Source organism: Paraburkholderia phenazinium (assembly GCF_900142845.1).
In the GTDB taxonomy this organism is placed as follows: Bacteria; Pseudomonadota; Gammaproteobacteria; order Burkholderiales; family Burkholderiaceae; genus Paraburkholderia; species Paraburkholderia phenazinium_A.
Window position 1 is genome coordinate 3287090 of the sequence record NZ_FSRU01000001.1, and the last position, 19613, is coordinate 3306702.

Annotated in this window: 18 protein-coding genes; 6 read left to right on the forward strand and 12 right to left on the reverse strand. The window is 63.4% G+C overall.

Annotation, left to right across the window (positions count from 1 at the left end; all coding sequences use genetic code 11):
- Window position 1: 1 nt before the first annotated feature.
- The 3 genes from BUS12_RS14420 to BUS12_RS14430 all read right to left on the reverse strand — a co-directional run bounded on the left by BUS12_RS14420 (window position 2) and on the right by BUS12_RS14430 (window position 2886).
- Window positions 2–1381 carry a 3-carboxy-cis,cis-muconate cycloisomerase gene (locus BUS12_RS14420; RefSeq protein WP_074296301.1) on the reverse strand — a complete coding sequence of 460 codons (1380 nt, stop codon included), beginning with the start codon at window positions 1379–1381 and terminating at the stop codon, window positions 2–4.
- A gap of 129 nt (window positions 1382–1510) precedes the next feature.
- Complete coding sequence (locus BUS12_RS14425) at window positions 1511–2170, reverse strand: 3-oxoacid CoA-transferase subunit B (protein ID WP_074296302.1); 660 nt, start codon at window positions 2168–2170, stop codon at window positions 1511–1513.
- Between the two features lie 11 nt (window positions 2171–2181).
- Window positions 2182–2886 carry a 3-oxoacid CoA-transferase subunit A gene (locus BUS12_RS14430; protein ID WP_074296303.1) on the reverse strand — a complete coding sequence of 235 codons (705 nt, stop codon included), beginning with the start codon at window positions 2884–2886 and terminating at the stop codon, window positions 2182–2184.
- 342 nt (window positions 2887–3228) lie between these two features.
- Here BUS12_RS14430 and BUS12_RS14435 point away from each other — a divergent pair, with 342 nt between their 5' ends.
- From BUS12_RS14435 to folE, 4 genes are all read left to right on the forward strand, one after another.
- Window positions 3229–5409 (forward strand): S8 family serine peptidase, encoded by a 2181-nt coding sequence (locus tag BUS12_RS14435; RefSeq protein ID WP_171991641.1) that lies wholly within the window; start codon window positions 3229–3231, stop codon window positions 5407–5409.
- Window positions 5410–5486: 77 nt separating this feature from the next.
- On the forward strand, window positions 5487–6770 hold the full coding sequence (locus tag BUS12_RS14440) for a glycosyltransferase family protein (RefSeq protein WP_074296305.1): 1284 nt from the start codon (window positions 5487–5489) through the stop codon (window positions 6768–6770).
- Window positions 6771–6860: 90 nt separating this feature from the next.
- Window positions 6861–7784 carry a LysR family transcriptional regulator gene (locus BUS12_RS14445; protein WP_074296306.1) on the forward strand — a complete coding sequence of 308 codons (924 nt, stop codon included), beginning with the start codon at window positions 6861–6863 and terminating at the stop codon, window positions 7782–7784.
- A gap of 143 nt (window positions 7785–7927) precedes the next feature.
- The gene (gene folE / locus BUS12_RS14450) at window positions 7928–8563 is read left to right on the forward strand and encodes a GTP cyclohydrolase I FolE (protein WP_074296307.1); all 636 of its coding nucleotides are present in this window, start codon (window positions 7928–7930) and stop codon (window positions 8561–8563) included.
- Window positions 8564–8637: 74 nt separating this feature from the next.
- Here folE and BUS12_RS14455 read toward each other — a convergent pair whose 3' ends face one another.
- From BUS12_RS14455 to BUS12_RS14470, 4 genes are all read right to left on the reverse strand, one after another.
- Window positions 8638–9546, reverse strand: coding sequence for a DMT family transporter (locus tag BUS12_RS14455; protein ID WP_074296308.1), 909 nt, complete (start codon window positions 9544–9546; stop codon window positions 8638–8640).
- Window positions 9547–9643: 97 nt separating this feature from the next.
- Window positions 9644–10453 (reverse strand): AraC family transcriptional regulator, encoded by an 810-nt coding sequence (locus BUS12_RS14460; RefSeq protein ID WP_074296309.1) that lies wholly within the window; start codon window positions 10451–10453, stop codon window positions 9644–9646.
- A 61-nt stretch (window positions 10454–10514) separates the two neighbouring features.
- Window positions 10515–11441 carry a serine O-acetyltransferase EpsC gene (gene epsC, locus BUS12_RS14465; RefSeq protein ID WP_074297538.1) on the reverse strand — a complete coding sequence of 309 codons (927 nt, stop codon included), beginning with the start codon at window positions 11439–11441 and terminating at the stop codon, window positions 10515–10517.
- Window positions 11442–11544: 103 nt separating this feature from the next.
- Window positions 11545–11778, reverse strand: a complete 234-nt coding sequence (locus BUS12_RS14470) for a hypothetical protein (RefSeq protein WP_074296310.1) — start codon at window positions 11776–11778, stop codon at window positions 11545–11547.
- Between the two features lie 279 nt (window positions 11779–12057).
- On the opposite strand from BUS12_RS14470, the gene BUS12_RS14475 reads away from it, so the two are divergent.
- Together BUS12_RS14475 and BUS12_RS14480 are read left to right on the forward strand one after the other, a co-directional pair.
- Complete coding sequence (locus BUS12_RS14475; RefSeq protein WP_074296311.1) at window positions 12058–12513, forward strand: DUF3005 domain-containing protein; 456 nt, start codon at window positions 12058–12060, stop codon at window positions 12511–12513.
- Between the two features lie 242 nt (window positions 12514–12755).
- Entirely contained in the window at window positions 12756–13361 is a 606-nt protein-coding gene (locus BUS12_RS14480) for a short chain dehydrogenase (RefSeq protein ID WP_074296312.1), read from the forward strand.
- Between the two features lie 91 nt (window positions 13362–13452).
- Here BUS12_RS14480 and araD read toward each other — a convergent pair whose 3' ends face one another.
- The 5 genes from araD to BUS12_RS14505 form a co-directional block, all read right to left on the reverse strand.
- Window positions 13453–15204, reverse strand: coding sequence for an L-arabinonate dehydratase (araD, locus tag BUS12_RS14485; RefSeq protein WP_074296313.1), 1752 nt, complete (start codon window positions 15202–15204; stop codon window positions 13453–13455).
- Window positions 15205–15271: 67 nt separating this feature from the next.
- On the reverse strand, window positions 15272–16270 hold the full coding sequence (locus tag BUS12_RS14490) for an ABC transporter permease (RefSeq protein WP_074296314.1): 999 nt from the start codon (window positions 16268–16270) through the stop codon (window positions 15272–15274).
- Entirely contained in the window at window positions 16270–17148 is an 879-nt protein-coding gene (locus BUS12_RS14495; RefSeq protein WP_074296315.1) for an ABC transporter permease, read from the reverse strand. The genes BUS12_RS14490 and BUS12_RS14495 overlap by 1 nt, the downstream gene beginning before the upstream one ends.
- Entirely contained in the window at window positions 17145–18224 is a 1080-nt protein-coding gene (locus tag BUS12_RS14500; RefSeq protein WP_074296316.1) for an ABC transporter ATP-binding protein, read from the reverse strand. Before BUS12_RS14500 ends, BUS12_RS14495 begins: the two co-directional genes overlap by 4 nt.
- A 27-nt stretch (window positions 18225–18251) precedes the next feature.
- A complete protein-coding gene (locus BUS12_RS14505) occupies window positions 18252–19430 on the reverse strand; it encodes an extracellular solute-binding protein (RefSeq protein ID WP_074296317.1) in 1179 nt (392 codons plus the stop codon).
- Window positions 19431–19613 lie beyond the last annotated feature (183 nt).

A 19613-nucleotide genomic window follows, 5' to 3' on the forward strand; every position in this document is an offset into this window, starting at 1 on the left:
GTTACTCCTCTGAGGTGGCGCGGCCAGCGCGCTCGTCATGAAGGGCCAGCACGGCGTCTACATAGGCGTGCGCCTGGCCGACGTATTGAGCCGGGTCGAGCAGATGCCGCAATTGCTCAACCGAAAGATGTTGGGTGACTGCGGCATCGGCCGCCAGCACGTCGAACAGCGTTTGCCCCGACTGCACCGCCGTTTTCGATGCGCGCTCAACCAGATGATGCGCGTCGAGCCGGCCGATGCTATCGCCGAGCGCAAGCATCACCGATTCGCCGAGAATCAGGCCGTGCGTGACCTCGAGGTTCGCGGCGAGACGCGCGACATTGACGTCCAGTCCGCTCGCGATCTGTTCGATATTGGCGAGCGCGCCGCCGGCGAGCCGGGCGAGATCGGGCAGCGCGTCCCACTCGGCCTGCCAGCCGCCGAGCGCGCGTTCGTGTTCCTGCACCATGCCCGACAGCACCGTGGCGACGAGGCCGGGCGCGCGCGTCGCGGCGGTCAGCACGGCCGCGCAGCCGACCGGGTTGCGCTTGTGCGGCATGGTCGACGACCCGCCCTTGCCCGCCGCGGCCGGTTCGGCCAGCTCGCCGAGTTCGGTTTGCATCTGCAGGGAAATATCGCGAGCGATCTTGCCGAGCGTGCCGATCAGCATGCCGAACCACGCGGCGGTTTCGGCCATGCGATCGCGCTGCGTGTGCCACGGCACCGCGGGCACCGTCAGCTTCAGTTCCGCGCCTAGCGTCTGCGTCACCGCCGGTGCTGCGTCGCGCAAGCTTGCAAGCGTACCGGCCGCGCCGCCGAACTGCAGCACCAGCACGCGCGGGCGCAACGCCTCGAGCCGCTCGCGATGACGCAGCAAGGCGTCGAGCCACTGCGCGAACTTCAGACCCAGCGTGATGGGCAGCGCCTGCTGCAACCACGTGCGGCCGATCATCGGCGTGGCGCGATGCTTGCGCGCCAGCGCGGCGAGCGCCGTGCAGGTGGATTGCAGATGAGGATCGAGCAGGTCGAAGCTGTCGCGCAGTTGCAGGACGGTCGCGGTATCGATGATGTCCTGGCTCGTCGCGCCCCAATGGACGTATTTCGACGCTTCCGCGTCCGCCGCCTTGACGCGTGCGGTCAGTTGCTTGACCAGAGGAATGGCGAGATTGCCGCCGAGCGCGGCATCCTGCGCGAGGGCCTCGGCATTCAGTTGATCCGCCTGACAGGCGGCTTCGATCGCGGCCACCGCCGACGACGGAATCACGTTGTGCGCCGCCGATGCGCGCGCCAGCGCCGCTTCGACATCGAGCATGCGCTGCAGCGTCGCGCGTGGCGACCAGATATCGTTCATTGGCTGCGTGCCGCAGAGGAGACCGGTCAGACGGGCGCTGGCTTCGAGCATGGTGGAATTGGCAAAACGGAGAAGAAGGTAGGGTCCGCCCGCGCCGGACTCAGCGCAAGCGGAGCAGGCACGGTGTTCGGCACGCGGACCGATACATTAGACACCATTGTGCCAAACGCTGCGCCGGGATCAGGCGGCGCGCGCCGCCTGGGTGCCGTCGATCAGCGGAACGCCCGTCAGCTTGTGCAGCTCGGCGAAGTCGATGTCCGAGAAAATCTCGCGCACCACGAGGCCATCGGCGGTCACGTCGATCATGGCGAGATCCGTGTAGATGCGGTCCACGCACGCCACGCCCGTCACCGGGTAGCTGCATTGCGCGGCGATCTTGCTTTCGCCCTGCTTGGTCAGGTGTTCCATCATCACGTAGACCTGCTTAGCGCCGATGGCCAGATCCATTGCGCCGCCGACTGCCGGAATCGCATCCGGTGCGCCGGTGTGCCAGTTCGCGAGATCGCCCTTGGCCGACACCTGGAACGCGCCCAGCACGCAAAAGTCGAGATGGCCGCCGCGCATCATTGCAAAGGAGTCCGCATGATGGAAGTAAGCGCCGCCAGTCAGCAGCGTGACGTGCTGCTTGCCGGCATTGATCAGTTCGTCGTCCTCTTCGCCTTTCGCGGGCGCCGGGCCCATGCCGAGCAGGCCGTTTTCGCTGTGCAGGAAGATTTCCTTGTCGGCGGCGAGGTGGTTGGCCACCAGCGTCGGCACGCCAATGCCGAGATTCACATACGCGCCTTCGGGGATGTCCTGGGCGACGCGCTTGGCCATTTCATCGCGGGTCAGTTTTTTCATGTCGGGTCTCCTCAGGCGGCAGTCGCGGATGCAAGTTCGGCTTGATGCGTCGCCTGCGGCACTTCGATCACGCGTTGCACGAAGATGCCAGGTGTGACGATCTCTTCGGGATCGAGCTCGCCGAGCGGCACGACTTTCGATACCTGCACGATCGCGGTTTTCGCGGCGCTCGCCATGATCGGGCCGAAGTTGCGCGCCGTCTTGCGATAGACCAGATTGCCCCAGCGATCGCCCTTGAACGCCTTGACGAGTGCGAAGTCGGCGTGCAGCGGCGACTCCAGCACGTAATGCCGGCCGTCGATCAGGCGGGTTTCCTTGCCCTCGGCGAGCTTCGTGCCGTAGCCGGTGGGCGTGAAGAAGCCGCCGATGCCGGCGCCGGCGGCGCGAATGCGCTCGGCCAGGTTGCCTTGCGGCACGAGTTCGAGCTCGATTTCGCCGGCGCGGTAAAGCGCGTCGAACACATACGAATCGGTCTGGCGCGGAAACGAACAGATGATCTTGCGCACCCGCTTGGCCTTGAGCAAGGCAGCGAGGCCGATGTCGCCATTGCCCGCATTGTTGTTGACGATAGTGAGCTCGCGCGCGCCCTGTTCGATCAGCGCGTCGATGAGTTCGGACGGCATGCCGGCCGTGCCGAAGCCGCCGATCATGACGGTCGCGCCGTCGTGCACGTCGGCGACGGCCGACTGAAGTGACTCGAAAATCTTGTTGATCATGTCGAATTCCCTTTGGGACGCACCGCACCGTGCCGCTCGATCCGCAGCGGCTCGCCTTGCCGGCGAGCTGCGTTGAACAACACACGGGACGGTCTCCACGTCCTTGTCATGGCGCGTAGACCAGAAGGGGTCAACACGCAATTTGTTCGCTATATGAACAGTGATTCGTTTAGCGAACGCACTGGCGCATTATGAAAGGCGGCCGTTCAGCTTGTCAAGGCGGGGATATCCATGATCCGCTTTTCTGGGTGGGTTTGCAGGCTGGGGGGCGTTAAGACGCCAAGTGAGTCGGAAGTCTCACGCGCTGAGTAAATCTTCTGATTGAAAAGAAGAAGTGCCTGATTGTTTATCTCATTCAGGATAAATATTATCTTTATTCAGATAATATTTAGAGACGAAGAAATAATGCGAACCAAGAGACATCACAACGGACGGAATGATTTAGGCAGACAGCGTTCGATCCGCAACCTGATTGGGCCGAAATCCAGCGTACGTCGCGTGCTTGCCGGCGCCGCCTGCCTGTCGCTTTCACTGGCGCTCACAGCCTGCGGCGGCGGCGACAACGCCACGACCGCCGAAGCCACCCCAGCGGCGCAAAACGCGGCGGAGGTCGCGGCCGCGGCCAGCGCTGCCAGTGCAACCAGCGTCCCGCTGGCGACGTCGCTCAAGATGAATACGAGCAGCATCGATTCCAACACGTCCATCGACCGCTTTATCGTCAGATACAAGACCGGCACCGCGGAACGCGGTTCGACCTCATCGGCCCAGTCGCAACTCGACAAGCTGGCCGGCGCCCTGCCCGCTCGGGCGCACCATGTTCGCCGCATGGGGATTGGCTCCGACGTGGTGACGACCGAGCGCAAGCTCAACGCCAATGAAGCCAAAGCATTCATGCGTGCGATGGCATCGGACCCGAACGTCGAATACGTCGAGCCCGACAGGGAAATGTCCGGCACCATGGTTCCAAACGACCCGGAGTACGTCAATCAGTGGGGCTTGAGTTCAAACCTGAAGCCCGGCAACGCCATGGTTGGAATACGCGCCGAGGGCGCCTTCGACAGCGCTAACGGCGCTGGGGCAGTCATCGCCGTGATCGACAACGGCGTGACCAGCCACAGCGATCTCAACGCCCATATCCTTCCAGGATACGACTTCACCGCGAACAACCGCGGTAGCAACGGCACCAATCCTGGGCGCATCAATGAAACCTGCGAGGTTGTCTGGCACGGCACGCACGTCGCGGGCATCGCCGGCGCGTTGACGAATAACGGCGTGGGCATAGCAGGTGTTGCGCCAGCCGCCAAAATTGTCCCGGTTCGCGTATTGAACGCGTGCGCGAAAGGCTACACATCGGATATCGCCGACGGCATGACATGGGCGGCCGGAGGAAGTATTCCGGGTGTACCCGACAACCCCAACCCTGCCAGTGTCATCAACGTGAGCCTTGGTGGACTCGGGTCTTGCGAGACCACCTTTCAGACCGCGATTGATTACGCAGTCAGCCGGGGGGCCGTCGTTGTAGCGGCGGCCGGCAACAACAGCGGTGACGCGTCGAATTTCGAGCCGGCCAACTGCCGTAATGTGGTCAATGTCGGGGGCATCAATCGCATTGGATGGCGATGGGTCGACTCGAACTTCGGGCTGAACGTGGATATTGCCGCCCCCGCGGACTCGATCTGGTCGACCTACAACAACGGAACGTCGACCCCAGGTACCGAAGGCTATGCGTATATGAGCGGCACCTCGATGGCAGCGCCCATGGTGAGTGGCGTCATTGCACTGGCCCAGTCGGTGGCGCCGAGGCCATTGACCCCGGCAGAAATGCGCACCCTTCTCACACAGAACGTACAGCCGTTCCCTAACGGCCAGCCGGATCAGCCCATCGGGCCCGGCATTCTGGATGCGAATGCCACGGTCAATGCCGCAAAGTCGGGGAAAATTCCAGCGGCGGCAAATTTCACTTGCACGGAGAGCACGTCGATCATGCAGGTGACATGCACGGACCTCTCTACGGCGCGCGGTGCGCCCATCAGTTCATGGGCCTGGAATTTAGGCACCGGCGGCCCCGATATGGTCCGGACACAATCGGTCAATCCCTGGACGAACTATGACTACCCAGGTACTTATCCGATCACCCTGACGGTTACCGATAGCACCGGCGCCGTTAGCAAGTTGACGCGTTCGTTCCGGGTCCTTCCCCCGACACTTACCGATCTGAGCGCCGGCATTCCCACGACAATTTCGGCAAAAAACGGTGAGATGCAGAATTACGATCTGGTCGTGCCTGCTGGTGTGAAAAGCCTGACTTTTACCCTGTCGCCCGGAGCCAGCAGCCAAACCGCGCTTCTGGACACTCGGGCCGGCACGCCTTCATCGCTCCACCCCGATTGCGAGTCGATCATGGTGAGAGGCGGCGCGGCCACCTGCACGATCGCCAACCCGGCACCCGGAAGTTACTACGCCATTGTTAGTGCAAACACCAAGTTAAGCGGAGTCACCCTCCTCGCGACTCTCACGCAATAGCTTGTCACCGCACAACGACACCCCGGATCGCTGTTTCCGATTCGGGGCGTCCATCAAAGTCAAACTATGGCGAGAACATGCCCTCTATAGCCACCCTGCAAGACCAGTTAGACCGTGTCGCGGCATTGGCAAAGACCGATCGCACCCGTGAACTCGACGAATTCATCACGCAGCTAAGAACCCATTTTTCCGATCATGCCGAGTCGCTTAAATCCTTAGCTTTCCTGCTCAATCAGAATGACAGGTTTGGCGATGCGGTTAGCGTGGCGAAACAAGGACTCGCGCTTGACCCGCTACACCCGTTGCTACACCACAATGCCGCGCGGGCGCTTGGGATGCTTGGCAACGTAGCTGAAAGTCTGGTGTACAGCAGGGAAGCTGTCCGGCTTCTGCCCGACAATCCTTATATGCATTTCCACCTCGCAGGTACGTTGCTCGGTTTGGGAAAGCTCGATGAAGGATGGCAGCACTATCGGTGGTTTTATGACTTACCCGGCATGGACCGGCAACTTGTACGGCTGAATTTTCCCCAATGGCGAGGGGAGTCGCTGACTGGACGCACGTTTCTCCTTGTCGGAGAACAGGGCCGGGGCGATGAAATCCAGTTCATCAGGTTCGCCGAGTGGCTGCACAGACAGGGAGCCATCGTTGATGTGCTGGTTAGTCAACCCATCGCGGGCATAGCGGCCAGCATCGCGGGAGTGCGAGCCGTGTTCACCACCGTACCGCCTGGCGCCTATGACTACTGGAGCCATATGCTAAAGATGCCCGAGCATATGAAACTCAATCAGTCGATGCTCCCCATCGCCACGCGGTACATCGCCGCATCGTCAGACAAGCTTGCCTATTGGCGCGCTCACGTTGATGCACTTCCAACACGTCCGGCACATGCGAAGACAAGGCGAATGGGTGTCGTGTGGGCAGGAGGCCCGCACCATGTGCTCGACCGCTTCCGGTCTATCCACCTTGACGCACTGAAGCCGCTTTTCGCGTTGCCGGGAACAAGCTGGTATTCGGTCCAGAAAGGGGACCGCGAGTGCGAAAGCGAAGCCTTAGCGGACGAATTCGACTTGCATACGCTCGGCCCGGCAATCCAGGACTTCACCGACACGCTCGCGATACTTGAGACGCTCGACCTGCTCATCACCGTCGACACGTCCGTCGCGCATCTTGCCGGTGCGGCCGGACGGCCAGTATGGGTGCTCCTGCCCACTTGTGCAGACTGGCGATGGATGGTCGATAGAACCGACACCCCGTGGTACCCGTCAATGCGACTCTTCCGCCAACGCGAACTCGGCCAGTGGGACGAGGTGATCGAAGAGGTACGCAATGCGCTGCGCGAATGGCAGGCCGCCAGATAGGCCTCGGCGCTTTCCCCAATATCCGTCCGGGCGATTAACGCGGTATGGTCTATACGCTGAAACGATACTCCACCCGCCGCCCCCGCCCGCATGTCCGAACTCGACCTGAACCTGATCCCTTACCTCGTTGCGATGGAGGAAACCCGCAACGTCAGCCGCGCGGCCGAACGGCTCGGCGTCAGCCAGCCGCGCGTGAGCACAGCGCTTGGACGGCTGCGCGAGTACTTCGGCGATCAGCTCTTCGTGCGCACCTCGCGCGGCATGGAGCCGACGCCGCGGGCGCTCGCCCTGATCCCCGCCGCGCGTGAAGCGCTGACGCGGATCAAACAAGGCATGCTGGACGCGCAAGACTTCGATCCCGCCACGACCACGCATACGTTTTCCATTGCTCTCTCCGACGTCGGCGAAATCGTGTTTTTGCCGCGCCTGCTGCAACTCTTCGCCGAGCGCGCGCCGCATGCGAATCTGCGCTCGGTGTCGCTGCCGCCTTCGCAGATCGAACGCGGCCTCGAATCGGGCGACGTCGATCTGGCGGTCGGCTATTTCCCGGATCTGTCGGGCAACAACTTCTTTCAGCAACGCCTCTTCACCCATCGCTTCATCTGCCTGATGCGCAGCGACCATCCCCTCACCCGCGCGCCGCTCACGTTGCCGCAGTTCGTCGCGTCCGGTCATGCGGTCGTGCGCGCCGAGGGCCGCAGCCAGGAAGTCCTCGAGCAATTCCTTGAGAAAAAGCGCATCCGGCGCCGCGCCGTGCTGGAGACTTCGCACTTCATGAGCTTGCCGTTCATCCTCGCGCGCACGGACCTGATCGCCACGGTGCCGCACGCCATCGGCTTTGCGTACGTCTCGGAACACGCGTCGATCACGCTCGTCGAACCGCCGCTCGAGTTGCCGCGCTTCGATCTGAAGCAGCACTGGCATCGCAAGTTTCATAACGATCCGCGGGCAGGCTGGTTACGCAGTATCGTCGCCGGGCTGTTTAACGACGCCATGGATGAATGGCCGAAATAGCGCTCCAGCACAGGCGAGCCCTTGGACCACAGGGCAATCGGCGCGTGGCCGGCCAGCCGCTGCGCACGCCGCAACGCAAAACATGGAACAATGGCCGTTGCCGTCCGCGGCCATATTCAACATGCGAGTTCAAGGAGCGAAGGATGAGCAGCAAGGCAAAGAAGACCAAACAAAGCGAAGCCCTGGGCCGCCCGACGCGCGATGAAGCCGAAGCCGCCGTACGCGTTTTGCTGCGCTGGGCCGGCGACGATCCGCAGCGCGAAGGCCTGCTCGACACGCCGGCGCGCGTGGTGCGGTCTTACGAGGAGTTCTTCGCGGGCTATTCGGTCGATCCGCGCGAGATCCTCGCCCGCACCTTCTCCGAAGTGGACGGCTACGACGAAATGATCGTGCTGAAAGACATCCGCTTCGAAAGCTACTGCGAGCATCACATGGTGCCGATCATCGGCCGCGCGCACGTCGCCTATCTGCCGGGCCATCGCGTGGTGGGCATTTCGAAACTGGCGCGGCTCGTCGATGCATTCGCCAAGCGTCTGCAGATCCAGGAGAAGATGACCGTGCAGATCGCCGATACCCTCAACGAAGTGCTGCAGCCGGAGGGAGTCGGCGTGATCCTCGAAGCGTCGCATCAATGCATGTCCACGCGTGGCGTACACAAGGCCGGTGTGACGATGGTCACCTCGCGCATGCTCGGCACGTTTCGTACGGATCCGTCGACACGTCGCGAGTTTCTGTCCATCGTCGGCAATCCCGGCGTAGTGGCCGTAGCGAATACCTAAGCACACCAGAAGAAAGCAGAACGCCGGGACGCAGAGAGCGCAGCAACCGGCGACTGGCTAGCGCGACGCCAGCCTCACGCCGAGCGACGCGGCATGCGCCTCATGTGCCCCACTGTCGCAAACAACACTGCGCCGAGCACACACGCCACCCCGGCAAGCTGCGCGCCGGACACCGGTTCGTGCAGCAGCAGCGCCGCCATCGCCACGGCGCTGATGGGCACGAGCGCGGTCATGAGTCCGGCTTCCGCGCCGGTGATTCGTGCGGCACCCTCATACCAGAGCACGAACCCACCCACTGTCGGCACGAGGGCGTAATAGACAACGCCGGCGAGCGCACCGGGATCGAACGGCAGCGTCCACGCCTGTTCGAAACTCGCCGGCACGATCGCCACCGCCAATCCTAGCCCACTCATCAACGCGGACAACGGCAGCGCCGCCACCGGCGTGCGCAGCTTGCGATTGAGCAGAATGAACAGCGCCTCGCAAACAATCGCGGCAAACACCAGCGCATTGCCGGCTAGCGAACTCGCGGCACGCGGGGCGGCCAGGTCTTCGACGTGGACGGTGCATACCAGCACACCCAGCGTCGCCAGGACGATGGCGCCGATCAGCGAAGGCGCGGGCCGCTCGCCGAGCGCCAGCATGGCCACCAGCGCCGACACGGCCGGCAAGGTGCCTGCGATCACCCCCGCATCCGCCGCCGAGGCGAGCTTCATGCCGCTGATCAGAAACACCGTATAGCCGACGCTGCCCGCACCTGCCTGCGCGATCAGCAGCAGGACATCACGCCGCGCCAGACGTGGCCAACGCACCCCGCGCAGGCGCATCACCAGCAGGAACACGGGAAACGCAATCGCGAAACGTAAAGCCGTCGCCGAAAACGGCGGCAGCCCCGCCGCGATCGATTTGCTGACCACTACCGTGCTACCCACGCCGATCATCGCCAGCGCGCAACACAGGTAACCCACGTAACGCGAATTCATGCAGCCGCCGCTCAGAAGGGAATGAACGGTCAGCTTAAAAGTCGCCGGGCGGGCGGTCTTGAACGAAATTGCAGCGTTGCGTCGGGGGCTGCGTGACTTATCGGATCGCGCCAGCGTAGCTAGCCGGCGTCACGCCGAACAAACGCACAAAGGCGCGCGTCATATGGCTCTGGTCGGCAAATCCGGCCGCCGCGGCCGCATCGGCCAGCGCCGCGCCACGCGCGATCAGTTGACGGGCCAGCACCACGCGCCGCTGCATCCGATAGGCATGCGGCGGCAACCCCATCGCCTGCGCGAACCCGCGCAGCAACTGGAAGCGGCTCATGCCCGCTTCGGCGGCCAGTTCGGCGAGCGTCAACGCCGCTGCGGGGTCGTCGTCGATGCGGGCCTTGGCGCGTGTGATCGGCCCCGCCGGCGCTCGCGTCGATGTGCAGGTCAACGTGGTGTGATGGCGCCCAAGATAGCCGAGCATCTGCAGCAGCGCAGCTTCGCGTGCCAGTGCATCCCCGGCGTTTGCCTGCGTGACGGAAACCAGGAATAACTGCTCGAACAGCGCCTTCAACACGGGATCGTGCGCGACGGGCTGCGTCAATTCAATCTGGCGTGGACCGCTGGTCGCCCGCTCTTCGGCCAGTTCAGCCGCAGCGTGGCACATTAATGCAGGTTCGAAGTACAGCATGCGCCATGCGCGACCACGCTCGTCGAGCGGGCTGCCGTCGTGAACTTCGCCGGGATTGACCATGATCGCGTCGTTCGCGCGTGCTTCCACGACGCCCCGTCCGCTGGCAGAGCGGTGACCGCCCCGCACAATGACGCCCACGCCGAAGCGGTCGTGCGAATGACGCGGAAACGCATGGACCGTTTCTGCAACCGTTGCCTCGACGCCGGCAAGCGCACAGCGCGGCATTTGCACGCGGTTGGCGGCCACGGTTAGCGCTGCCCCTACGAGGCGAACGACGGCGTCACCATCAACGCCGCCCCTCGTCGTCGCAATCGGTTTCGCGGATCTTGCCTTGCGAGACGCTGCTGCCTGGCGGCACGCTATGGGTCAGCCACACATTGCCGCCAATCACCGAGCCGCGCCCAATCGTCACGCGCCCGAGAATCGTCGCGCCCGCGTAGATCACGACGTCGTCCTCGACGATCGGATGGCGCGCATTGCCCTTGATGAGCGTGCCGTCGACATCCGCCGCAAAGCTCTTCGCGCCCAGCGTCACCGCCTGATACACACGCACGCGTTCGCCGATGATGGCGGTCTCGCCGATCACCACACCCGTGCCATGGTCAATGAAGAAGCTCGGCCCGATTTGCGCACCCGGGTGAATGTCGATGCCGGTCGCCGAATGGGCGATCTCGTTGATAAAGCGCGCCAGCAGCGGTACGCCGAGCCGGTGCAGCGCGTGCGCGAGACGATGGTGCGTCATCGCCCAGACGCCCGGATAGCAAAGCAGGATTTCGGTGATGTGCTGCGCGGCGGGATCGCCAGTAAAAGCGGCCTGGATGTCGCTCACCAGCAGCGCGCGGATGCCGGGCAACTGGGTGCCGAACTCGCGGGCCACCTCGAACGCGCGTTCGCCGAGCAGCGCGTCCGGGGTCTCGCCATGTTCCGGCAGAAATCGCAACGCGCGGCGGATCTGTTCGGCCAGCAGCCGCAAGGTGCTTTCGAGCGTGTGCCCGACGTAGTAGTCGACGGTCTCGTCGGTCAGGTCCGGGGCGCCATAGTGGGTGGGAAAAAGCGCGGCGCGCAGGCCCGTGACGATGTTGCCGACGGCCTCGCGCGACGGCAGTTCGCGAATGCCGCGCGGATGGCGCGTGCGGTGCAGTTGCTCGCGCGACGCGCGCAGGTCGGCGACGATCTGCTCGAGGCCCCAGTTGCGAGTAGGAGGGTTTGACATGGTAAGGACGGCGGTCATGCGGCAAGCATGACAAAGTGAATTGTCCCCAGAGATTACCGCGTTTTCCCGCCGCTCGTGCAGCGCTGCGTCCACGCTAGCTGCGTCAGATAGTAACGCTGCTAGCGTCGATCCAGCGTACCGCCCAATCGCGCGCATGTGCGATGGCAGCGGCTTCGTCGGCGAAGCGGAAATCCGTAGGGAAAAACCGGTTGGCAACCAGCTCGCCGTCACTCGAACGCGAGATGACCACGTAAGGTTGCCATGTCCCGTCGCCCGCGCGCGCCGGCGCGCAGTTAAGCAAGTAGCCGCGATGTGTGAATGCAGCATCAAAGTGCATGTGTCACCCGCCCTGACTGCCTCATATAGTGTTCGAGCAGCGCGTTGTCGTCTCCCAACGGCCCGCTGAGACGGCTTGGCAGAAGCCGTCAATTTTAACCGCGACTACTCGTCGGAGTAAGATCATACTCTGTAGAAAATACGCGTTGATTAAAAAAAAATCAAAAGAATGTCATACGCGTGTGCCAGGAAAAAACGGAAGGCGCGTCGCTCGCCCTCGCGATCTCCGGAACAAGTTTTGCTGTCACTTCAACCATCAGTCTTCCATGGAGAATGCACGATGAACAGCAATGACACAGGCAAACCCTTAGACACCGCCCGCGCAGCCGGCACCGGCGGTCCGAGCAGCACGGATCTGCACAACGACCGCACGCACGACAGCACCGTCGACACCGACGGCAAGAATCTCGAAGCCGCGCGACTGGCAGGCCACAGCCCGATCGGTCCCGACGAAGTGACCACCTCCAACGCCACGCTCGTGAACAGCGTGCCGGAAGCGAGAGACGGCCTTGCCGGGTTCGATAGCCGGGTGGGCGGCAATCATCTGCTGCTGGCGCTCGAGCCGGGCTATGCGGTGGTCGACAAAGGCATGATCGCGCCGCAATCGACCTACGACGAAGACCATCAATTCGAAGAAGAGCAAACGGCGGCAAGCCGTCAGGATCGCGGTCGCATTCACTTTGCGCTCAACCATATGCGGCCCACGCGGGTAATCGAACTGCAGCGCGTGAAATAACGTGGCGGCGGGTCGCGTCATGTCACGCGCCCGCTTGCGCGCTGTTTGCTTTCGTCTCTCCTGCCCGACTCCAGGCGGACTCGCGCGGTCCACGCCGTTTGAATGACAACGCGAACTGCGTATCGTCACTGCCAAAACCCGATTCGAAACTGCAGGTTTAAGGACCTGCAAGCCACGCCCCCTTTTTCTCGCCGCGCGGGCCACCGACAATCGAAGCCACACTTAACATTCAGAGGTCGCACATGAAAAAGATCGTCGTGATTGGTGCAACGGGTACGCTCGGCCAGGCGGTGAGCGCCGAATTGAAAGCCCGCCATGAGGTGATCGAGGTCGGCGCGACGCGCGGCCAGTACCGCGTCGACAGCACGGACCCGGCGAGTATCGAACGGCTGTTCCGCGAAATCGGCAAGGTGGATGGCGTCGTTACGACCACCGGCAAGCTGCATTTCGGCCCGCTGCCGGAGATGACCATCGAGCAGTTCTGGGTCGGCCTGCGCGACAAACTGATGGGACAGATCAACGTGGTGCTCGCGGCCCAGCAGTTTGTGAACGACGGCGGCTCGTTCACGTTGACGAGCGGTATCGTCGGCGACGAGCCGATCCGCGAAGGCGCGAACGCGACCACCGTCAATCTGGCGCTGGAAGGTTTCGTGCGCGGCGCGGCGATCGAATTGCCGCGCGGTCTGCGCATCAATGTGGTGAGCCCCACGGTCCTCACCGAATCGCTCGAAGGGTATGGTCCGTATTTCCGCGGCTTCGAACCGGTGAGCGCGCAGCGCGCTGCGCAGGCGTATCTGCGCAGCGTCGAAGGCGCGCAGACGGGGCGGGTTTATCGCGTCGGTTATTGAGGCGTCGGTTATCGAATCGGGGCGGTCGAACTGCTCGGACTATGCAGTCAAAACCGCCCCGTGATTGCCGTGAGTCGCCGTCACCTTCGCTTCAGTGAATCTCCGGCTCGCCAACACTACTGCTGTTCGCCGCGCCGCCCGCACCTTCGCGTTGCAGGAAGTCGAAGTCGCAACCCTTGTTGGCCTGCATCACATGCACCTGATGCATCGCGCCATAGCCACGCGTGAAGCGCGGCTCCGGCTCCACCCACGCCGCCTTGCGCCGCACCAGTTCCTCGTCCGGCACCAGCACGTTCAGCTTGCGCTGCGGCACGTCGAGCTCGATCAGGTCGCCGTCCTGCACCAGCGCAAACGGTCCGCCGATGAACGACTCCGGCGCCACGTGCAGCACGCACGCCCCGTAGCTCGTGCCGCTCATGCGTGCATCGGAAATCCGCAGCATGTCGCGCACGCCCTTTTGCAGCAGCTTCTTCGGAATCGGCAACTGGCCCCACTCCGGCATCCCCGGCGCGCCCACCGGACCCGCATGCTGCAGCACGATCACGCAGCTCTCGTCGATGTCGAGCGCGTCGTCGTCGATACGTGCCGCCATGTCGTTGTAGTCCCTGAACACCACCGCACGGCCTGTATGCACATGCAGCTTCGGATCGGCCGCGCCCGGCTTGATCACCGCGCCGTCGGGCGCGATATTGCCGCGCAGGACCGCGAGACCGTTGTTCGGCAACAGCGGCGCCGCGCGGCGGCGGATCACGTCGTCGTTGAAGATCTTCGCGCCTTCAAGGTTCTCGCCGAGCGTGCGCCCGTTCACCGTCTTCTGCGAACGGTCGATCAGCTCGCCCAGTTCGGCCAGCATCGCCTGCAGGCCGCCGGCGTAGTAAAAGTCCTCCATCAGGTACGAGCCGGTCGGGCGGATGTTCGCCAGCACCGGTGTATGACGCGAGATGTCGTCGTAGCGGTTCAGGGTCAGGTCGATGCCGGCGCGGCGCGCCAGCGCGATCATGTGGACGATTGCATTGGTCGAGCCGGATAGCGCCAGGCACGTGGTGACGGCGTTATCAATCGAGCCCGCCGTGATGATGTCCGACGGCTTCAGGTCCTCCCACACCATCTCGACAATCCGCATGCCGGTTTTCGCCGACATCTGCGCGTGGCGCGAATCCGGCGCCGGAATCGACGCAAACCCAGGCAGCGTGAAGCCCAGCGCTTCCGCGGCGCTCGTCATGGTGGACGCCGTGCCCATCGTCATGCAGTGGCCCGGCGAGCGCGCAATGCCGCCTTCCACGCCCTGCCAGTCCTGCTCGGTGATCTTGCCCGCGCGCAGGTCCGCCCAGTACTTCCACGTGTCCGAACCCGAGCCCAGCGTCACGCCGTTCCAGTTGCCGTTCAGCATCGGGCCGGCAGGCAGGAAAATGGTCGGCAGGTCCATCGAGATCGCGCCCATCAGCAGCGCCGGTGTGGTCTTGTCGCAACCGCCCATCAGCACCACGCCGTCAGCCGGGTACGAGCGCAGCGTTTCCTCCGCTTCCATGGCGAGGAAGTTGCGGTACAGCATCGTCGTGGGCTTCTGGAACGGCTCCGAGAGCGTCTGCACCGGCAGCTCGATCGGAAAGCCACCGGCCTGCCAGATGCCCCGTTTCACTTCCTCCACACGCTGCTTGAAGTGCGTGTGGCACGGGTTCATCTCGCTCCACGTGTTCAGGATTGCGATCACCGGCTTGCCCGCGTACTCCTCACGGCTGTAGCCCATCTGCGACGTGCGCGAACGGTGGCCGAACGAACGCAGGTCATTCACGCCATACCAGCGGTGGCTGCGCAATTCTTCAGGGGTCTTTCTCTTGGTCACAGCATTTTCTCCAACAGTATCTTGGCTACCGGGCTCGTTAATCAAACGCGCCGACCGTTCTTTCGGATCAACGCTTCTGTTCCTTCACACGTGACACGATCTGCGTCGGGCTCACGAATTGCAGCGCGATCAACACCCATATCAGGGTGATCGCCATATAGATCATCGCCATCGCATCGATGGATTGCGGCGCGCGCACGCCGGTTGAAAACACCGCGTAGTACAGCGCGACAACCAGCGTCTGCGTACCCGGTCCGGCCGTAAAGAAGGTCAGCTCGAACATGCCGATCGTACGCACCAGCACCAGCAAACCCGCGGCGAGCATGCCGGGCACCAGCAGCGGCAGCAGCACATAACGGAAATAGCGAAACGTATTGGCGCCGAAGATGCGCGCGGCGGCTTCGAGATTCGGATCGATCTGCTCGATGAACGGCGTCATCACCAGAATCACGAACGGCAGCGCGGGCACGAGGTTCGCGAGAATCACGCCGGGCAGCGTGCCGGCGAGTCCCACCTTGTACATCACGGTGGCCATCGGGATACCGTAGGTGACCGGCGGCACCATCAACGGCAAGAGGAACACCAGTACTGCGAAGCGCTTGCCGGGAAACTGCACGCGAGCGAGCGCGTAAGCTGCCGGCACGCCGAGCAGCACCGATAGGATCACCACCGCACCGACGACTTCAACCGTGACCCACAGCACGCTCGCCAACTGGAAGTCGCTCCATGCCTGCGCGTACCAATGCAGCGTGAAGCCTTGCGGCAACAGCGTGCCGAACCAGCGTGTCGCGACTGAATTGACCGCCACCGTCGCGATCAGCAACAGGACGTTGACGAGAAAAAACACCATTGCGCCCCACACCAGGACTCTCCAGACGCGCTCGGGCAACGGCGTGCGTTGCTTGACGGCGTTGCCCGGTTGCGCACCCTGGTTGCGTCCCGCTTGGCCCGCGTGGCCCGCGCTTTCCACGCTGCCGGCTTGCTTGCCCTCATCCTCGCCCGCAACGGCTGGCGCCTGCGAGGCGGATGCGGACCACTGAGGTGTGGCGTGACGATCGGTTGTCATCAGCCCTTCCCGCCCGTCACCGGTCCGCTATAGAAGAAGCGGCGCGCCCCCAGGATGCCGGCCACCACCAGCAGTTGCACGAAGCCCATCACCATCGCGATGGCCGAGGCGAGCGCGTAGTCGTAGTTTTCGAAGGCGGCTTCGGCGGCGGCAATCGACATCACCCGGGTCGGTCCCGCGGGCGCACCGAGCAGCACCGCCGACGGAAACACCGAAAACGCCTGCACGAACGACAGGCACGCGGCCATCGTCAGACCGGGCACCAGCAGCGGCAGATAGATGCGCCGGAACTGCTGCCAGGGACTCGCGCCGAGCGTGGCAGCGGCGCTGGCGAGCGTCGGATCGATGCCCGTGACGTACGACAGCGTCAGCAGGAACGCAAACGGAAAGCCCGACACGATCAACGAAATCAGGACACCCCAATAATTGTGGGTCAGCCGCACTTCGTCGGTATACAGATGCAGGCCTTGCAGCGCCTGCGGAAACCAGCCGTTCGGTCCGAAGTACGTGAGCATGCCGTCGGCGATCAGCACCGTGCCGAGCGTGACCGGAATCACCAGCAGGGTCGTGACGAGCTTCTGATAAGGCGAATTGCGGCGCAGCGCGAACGCTACGGGAATCGACACGCCGACGTTGAGCAACGTAGCAGGCACCGCGAGCTTCAACGTGACGAGAATGGTCGGCCACATCGACGTGTCGGTGAAGAACGCCACGTAGTTGGCCCACACGCCGCCGCCGTTCATTGGCTGGAACGACAGCACCAGCCCGTAGGCGAACGGATAGATGAACAGCGCAACGATAAACAGCAACGCAGGCGCAACCAGCCAGCCCTTGGTATCGCGCGGGGCAAGCGGCGGCAAAAGTGCGGGGGCGTTCATGACGCCTCGCCGTCGTAGACCAGCGTGCGCGCCGGCGGCACGCGCAGCGTGATGTGTTCGCCCTCGGCGAAATCGCCGGCCACGCGCGCCCACAGATCGCCGAACGCCGACTTCACGCGGATCAGCGAATCGCGTCCGCCGTATTCGACGCTCAGCACGTCTGCGTCGAACGTGTTCTCAACACCGGGCGTGCTGCGCTCCATATCTTCGGGGCGCAGCGCGACACTCACGCGCTTGCTGTCGAAGCCATGCATCGGAGTCCCGAGCAAGCGCACACCGTTGCCGCTCACCGCCACCGCTTCGCCCTGCATCCCTTCGAGCGTAAAGTCGAGCACATTCCGGTAGCCCATGAAGCGCGCGACATGCAGGTTCTTCGGCCGCCCATAGACTTCCTTCGGCGTCGCCACCTGCTGCACGACGCCCTCTTTCATCACGACGATGCGATCGGCCATCGACAGCGCTTCGTCCTGATCGTGCGTGACGTAGATCGTCGCGCGTTCGAGCTGGCTATGGATGCGGCGAATCTCCGCACGCATTTCGATGCGCAACTTCGTATCCAGGTTCGACAGGGGCTCATCCATCAGCACGAGCGGCGGCTCGATCACGATGGCCCGCGCAATCGCGACGCGCTGCTGCTGGCCGCCCGACAGCTGCCCCGGCAGCTTGCGTTCATGCCCGACCAGTTGCACAAGCTGCAACGCCTCGCGGGCGCGGCGCACTGCTTCGCTTTTCGCCACGCCGCGCATCTTCAGGCCGAAGCCGACGTTATCGAGCACGGTCATATGAGGAAACAGCGCGTAGTTCTGGAACACCATGCCGAAGCCGCGCTTCTCGGGCGGCAGGACGTCGATGCGCGTGTCGTCGAGCCAGATGCCGCCGGCCGAGAGCGGTTGCAGACCCGCAATGCAATTCAGTGCCGTGGACTTGCCGCAGCCCGACGGCCCCAGCAACGCGATGAACTCGCCGCGCCGGATCTCCAGATCGAGGCCCTGCAGCGCGGCGACGGGATGACCTTCAGCATTCGTGAAACTGCGGCTCACCGAGTCGAGACGCAACTGCTCAAAATGAGGCTTCATGGCGCGTTCCTGTGGACCCCCTCGCGGCTACTGGCTCTTCTGCGCACCGATATCGCGGTCCCACTTCTGGAACGCCGCTACCATCGCCGCGGCATCCAGCGGCAGGACGTGCGGATGCGCAGTCAGCATCTGCGTATATTCCGGGCGGCCATACTTCTTCAGGACCTCCTGGCTATGCGCCGGCGCCTGCTCGACGCTGACACCCTTGATGGCCGGTCCCGGGTAGAAATAGCCGTCGTCATAGGTCAACGCCTGCTGCGCCGGTTGCAGCATGAAATTCATCAGCTTGTAGAGCACGTCGAGCTTCTCTTTCGGCACGCCCTTCGGGATCACCATATAGTGAGCGTCGTCGACCCACGTCATGTTGTCGAAACCCTGCACGCGGAATTCGGCCGGCACGATGCCGAGCGCACGCGGGTTGATGTCCCAGCCGGTCACCGTGACCGTCATGTCGCGGGTGCCCTCGCCCAGTTCCTTCATCACCGCCGAGGTGCCGCCGGGGTAATACGGCACGCAGTCGTTCAGTTGCTTGAGGAACGCCCAGGTCTTGTCCCAGCCGTGGATCGGATCGCGCGGGTCCTTGTCGCCGAGTACATACGGCAAGCCCATCAGGAACGTGCGTCCCGGACCGGAGTTGGCCGGCCGCGCATAGATCAGCTTGTTAGGATGCGCCTTGCACCATTGCAGCAGTTGATCGGGCGTCTTCGGCGGATCGCCGACCTTCGCCGGGTTGTATTCGAGCAGCGGACCAGCGGGCATGTAGGCCACTTCAAGTCCGTCGCCTTGCGCGAGGTCCTGCATCTTGCGCGGACCGGGCGCGTAGTTGTCGAGTACGCCTGGGAAGGTGGCCGCCTGATCCGGCAACAGCTTGATCCACAGGTTCTGCTGGATGCCGGCGGCGAGCGCGTCGGTGCCGGTCAGCACCAGATCGATATCGGAGCGGCCGGCCGCCTGCATGGCCTTGAGCTTGCCCGGCAACTGCGGCGCGGGCGCGTTCGTATAGGTGATGTTCGCTACCAGATTCGGGTATTTGGCCTTGAACGCCTCGAAGCCCTTTTGCGTCAACTGAAGATCGCCCGCTACGTCGACGATATTGAGCGTGACCGGATCTGCCCAGGCCGGCGCCGCGAAGGTTGCACCGAACGCTGCCCCCACCGCCACCCATAAGCCCGCTAACCTGACCGACAAGCTGCCAGAAAAAGTCATTACGTCTCCTCGCTTCTTGGTATGGAAGTCCGCCAGTCGAATCGCGGTGCGGGCGGTGTGCGTCTCTCAATGCAACATAGCGAAGGCCCACTGTTGATGTCAAGCCAATTCACGGTTTGAGCCGTGCGGGAGCAGCGACTTCAGATGGCGAGGAAAGTCTTTTTATACAAAGCGTTGATGGAG

What these genes read in the sequence shown, in the direction of transcription:
- BUS12_RS14420 (WP_074296301.1), bottom strand. Translation starts at nt 1,381, where the DNA reads ATGCTCGAAGCCAGCGCCCGTCTGACCGGTCTCCTCTGCGGCACGCAG.
- BUS12_RS14425 (WP_074296302.1), bottom strand. Translation starts at nt 2,170, where the DNA reads ATGAAAAAACTGACCCGCGATGAAATGGCCAAGCGCGTCGCCCAGGAC.
- BUS12_RS14430 (WP_074296303.1), bottom strand. Translation starts at nt 2,886, where the DNA reads ATGATCAACAAGATTTTCGAGTCACTTCAGTCGGCCGTCGCCGACGTG.
- BUS12_RS14440 (WP_074296305.1), top strand. Translation starts at nt 5,487, where the DNA reads ATGCCCTCTATAGCCACCCTGCAAGACCAGTTAGACCGTGTCGCGGCA.
- BUS12_RS14445 (WP_074296306.1), top strand. Translation starts at nt 6,861, where the DNA reads ATGTCCGAACTCGACCTGAACCTGATCCCTTACCTCGTTGCGATGGAG.
- folE (WP_074296307.1), top strand. Translation starts at nt 7,928, where the DNA reads ATGAGCAGCAAGGCAAAGAAGACCAAACAAAGCGAAGCCCTGGGCCGC.
- BUS12_RS14455 (WP_074296308.1), bottom strand. Translation starts at nt 9,546, where the DNA reads ATGAATTCGCGTTACGTGGGTTACCTGTGTTGCGCGCTGGCGATGATC.
- BUS12_RS14460 (WP_074296309.1), bottom strand. Translation starts at nt 10,453, where the DNA reads ATGCCGCGCTGTGCGCTTGCCGGCGTCGAGGCAACGGTTGCAGAAACG.
- epsC (WP_074297538.1), bottom strand. Translation starts at nt 11,441, where the DNA reads ATGTCAAACCCTCCTACTCGCAACTGGGGCCTCGAGCAGATCGTCGCC.
- BUS12_RS14470 (WP_074296310.1), bottom strand. Translation starts at nt 11,778, where the DNA reads ATGCACTTTGATGCTGCATTCACACATCGCGGCTACTTGCTTAACTGC.
- BUS12_RS14475 (WP_074296311.1), top strand. Translation starts at nt 12,058, where the DNA reads ATGAACAGCAATGACACAGGCAAACCCTTAGACACCGCCCGCGCAGCC.
- BUS12_RS14480 (WP_074296312.1), top strand. Translation starts at nt 12,756, where the DNA reads ATGAAAAAGATCGTCGTGATTGGTGCAACGGGTACGCTCGGCCAGGCG.
- BUS12_RS14490 (WP_074296314.1), bottom strand. Translation starts at nt 16,270, where the DNA reads ATGACAACCGATCGTCACGCCACACCTCAGTGGTCCGCATCCGCCTCG.
- BUS12_RS14495 (WP_074296315.1), bottom strand. Translation starts at nt 17,148, where the DNA reads ATGAACGCCCCCGCACTTTTGCCGCCGCTTGCCCCGCGCGATACCAAG.
- BUS12_RS14500 (WP_074296316.1), bottom strand. Translation starts at nt 18,224, where the DNA reads ATGAAGCCTCATTTTGAGCAGTTGCGTCTCGACTCGGTGAGCCGCAGT.
- BUS12_RS14505 (WP_074296317.1), bottom strand. Translation starts at nt 19,430, where the DNA reads ATGACTTTTTCTGGCAGCTTGTCGGTCAGGTTAGCGGGCTTATGGGTG.